The organism is Alteromonas sp. AO-Serp (genome assembly GCF_017849675.1).
GTDB lineage: Bacteria > Pseudomonadota > Gammaproteobacteria > Enterobacterales > Alteromonadaceae > Alteromonas > Alteromonas macleodii.
This window is the reverse complement of record NZ_JAFLMX010000167.1, coordinates 1-1,825: the sequence shown is the minus strand read 5'-3', so window position 1 is coordinate 1,825 and position 1,825 is coordinate 1. Positions and strand designations below refer to the sequence as shown.

Genomic DNA, 1,825 nt, shown 5'->3' with positions numbered 1-1,825 from the left:
TCTCTAGACAGGCCGGGCAAGATAGACGCCATTCCAAGCCCCTACCAGATGGAGCCCGAGTGCGATTCGCAGGATAAAGACACCAAAAGCAGTGAAGCGCCAGAAGCCGCGCCCATCGTTATTCAGCCTGCGCAAAAAGAGAAAGAAAAGCGTAAGCCTTGGGAAAACGTGTACGTTAAGCTACCTGCGTACGAAACGGTGAAAGACAACAAGGTGTTATACGCACATACGTCGCGTATTTTGCACCAAGAAACCAATCCTGGTTGTGCGCGTGCGCTAATGCAGCGCCACGGCGACAGACACATTTGGATTAACCCACCGGCCATGCCGCTTGAAACCGAAGAGATGGACGCGGTATTTGATTTACCCTATCAGCGTGTGCCTCACCCAGTGTATGGCGATGCTAAAATCCCTGCATACGACATGATCCGCTTCAGTATTAATATTATGCGCGGATGCTACGGTGGCTGTACCTTCTGCTCTATTACTGAACACGAAGGGCGTATTATTCAAAGCCGTTCTGAAGACTCTATTATTCGAGAAATAGAGCAAATACGCGATACGGTACCGGGCTTTACTGGTGTTATTTCAGACTTAGGCGGCCCGACGGCGAACATGTATCGCCTGCGTTGTAAGAGCCCGAAAGCAGAAGCAACATGTCGTCGCCCTTCTTGTGTGTACCCTAGCATTTGTGCGCACATGGATACGGATCATAAGCCAACAATCGACTTATACCGCCGTGCTCGCGAATTGCCTGGAATTAAAAAGATTTTAATTGCTTCAGGTGTACGTTACGACCTAGCGGTAGAAGATCCAGAATACGTAAAAGAGTTAGCCCTTCATCACGTAGGCGGCTATCTGAAAATAGCGCCAGAGCACACCGAAGACGGCCCGCTGTCAAAAATGATGAAGCCTGGCATGGGCAGCTATTACCGCTTTAAAGAGCTATTCGATAAATACTCACAAGAAGCGGGTAAAAAGCAGTACCTTATTCCGTATTTTATTGCTTCACACCCGGGTACCTCCGACGAAGACATGCTAAGCCTTGCGATCTGGCTAAAAGAAAACAAATTTAAGCTCGATCAGGTACAAAACTTCTACCCGTCGCCTATGGCAACGGCTACCACCATGTACCATACCGAGGTAAATTCCCTTCGCAAAGTCACTAAAGACAGTGAAGAGGTGCCTTCTGCAAAAGGTGAAATTCACCGTCGATTACACAAGGCGATGCTGCGTTATCACGACCCGAAAAACTTTGCGCAAATTCGTGAAGCACTTAAACGTATGGGGCGCGAAGATTTGATAGGCCGTGGTCCTCAGCACCTTGTTCCGCCAGAAACAGCAGATGAAAAACGCCAAAAAGCGCAAAAAGGCCGTCGTGGTGAACGCGCACTGACCAAACATACTGGGCTTCCTCCTACCTTTCAGGGCAAGAGCAGCAAAGGCGGTAACGGCGTAAATAAGAGCCGACGTAATTCCAACGCTAACAAACAAGGTCATGGAAACACAGCACAGCAGCGCAACGACACCGGCGGGAATAAGAATAGAGGCAACGCTTCGAAAGGAAATAATAGTAGTGGCAACAGCCGCGGCCGTACGCAAAAGCAGCCAAGTATGCACAAACGATAGCAGCACAAACGATAGAAACAAAAACGCCCGGAGCTTGTAAACTCTGGGCGTTTTTTTAAGGCCTATTGTCAACGATGACATTGCGCTTTCGTCGATTTATCCCGACTTATGCCTCGTCCACTATATAACAGGTCACATTTTCAAGCTTGGTAAGTTCCCCACTTTGGTCGTTACGCAACACGCACTGTTCACCATC

1 protein-coding gene is annotated in these 1,825 nt (G+C 48.7%); it reads left to right on the top strand.

Annotated elements, in window-relative coordinates; all coding sequences use genetic code 11:
• On the top strand, positions 1-1,629 hold a 1,629-nt coding region (locus QVA83_RS11855; protein WP_287498490.1), incomplete at its 5' end, for a YgiQ family radical SAM protein.
• Positions 1,630-1,825: the final 196 nt, after the last annotated feature.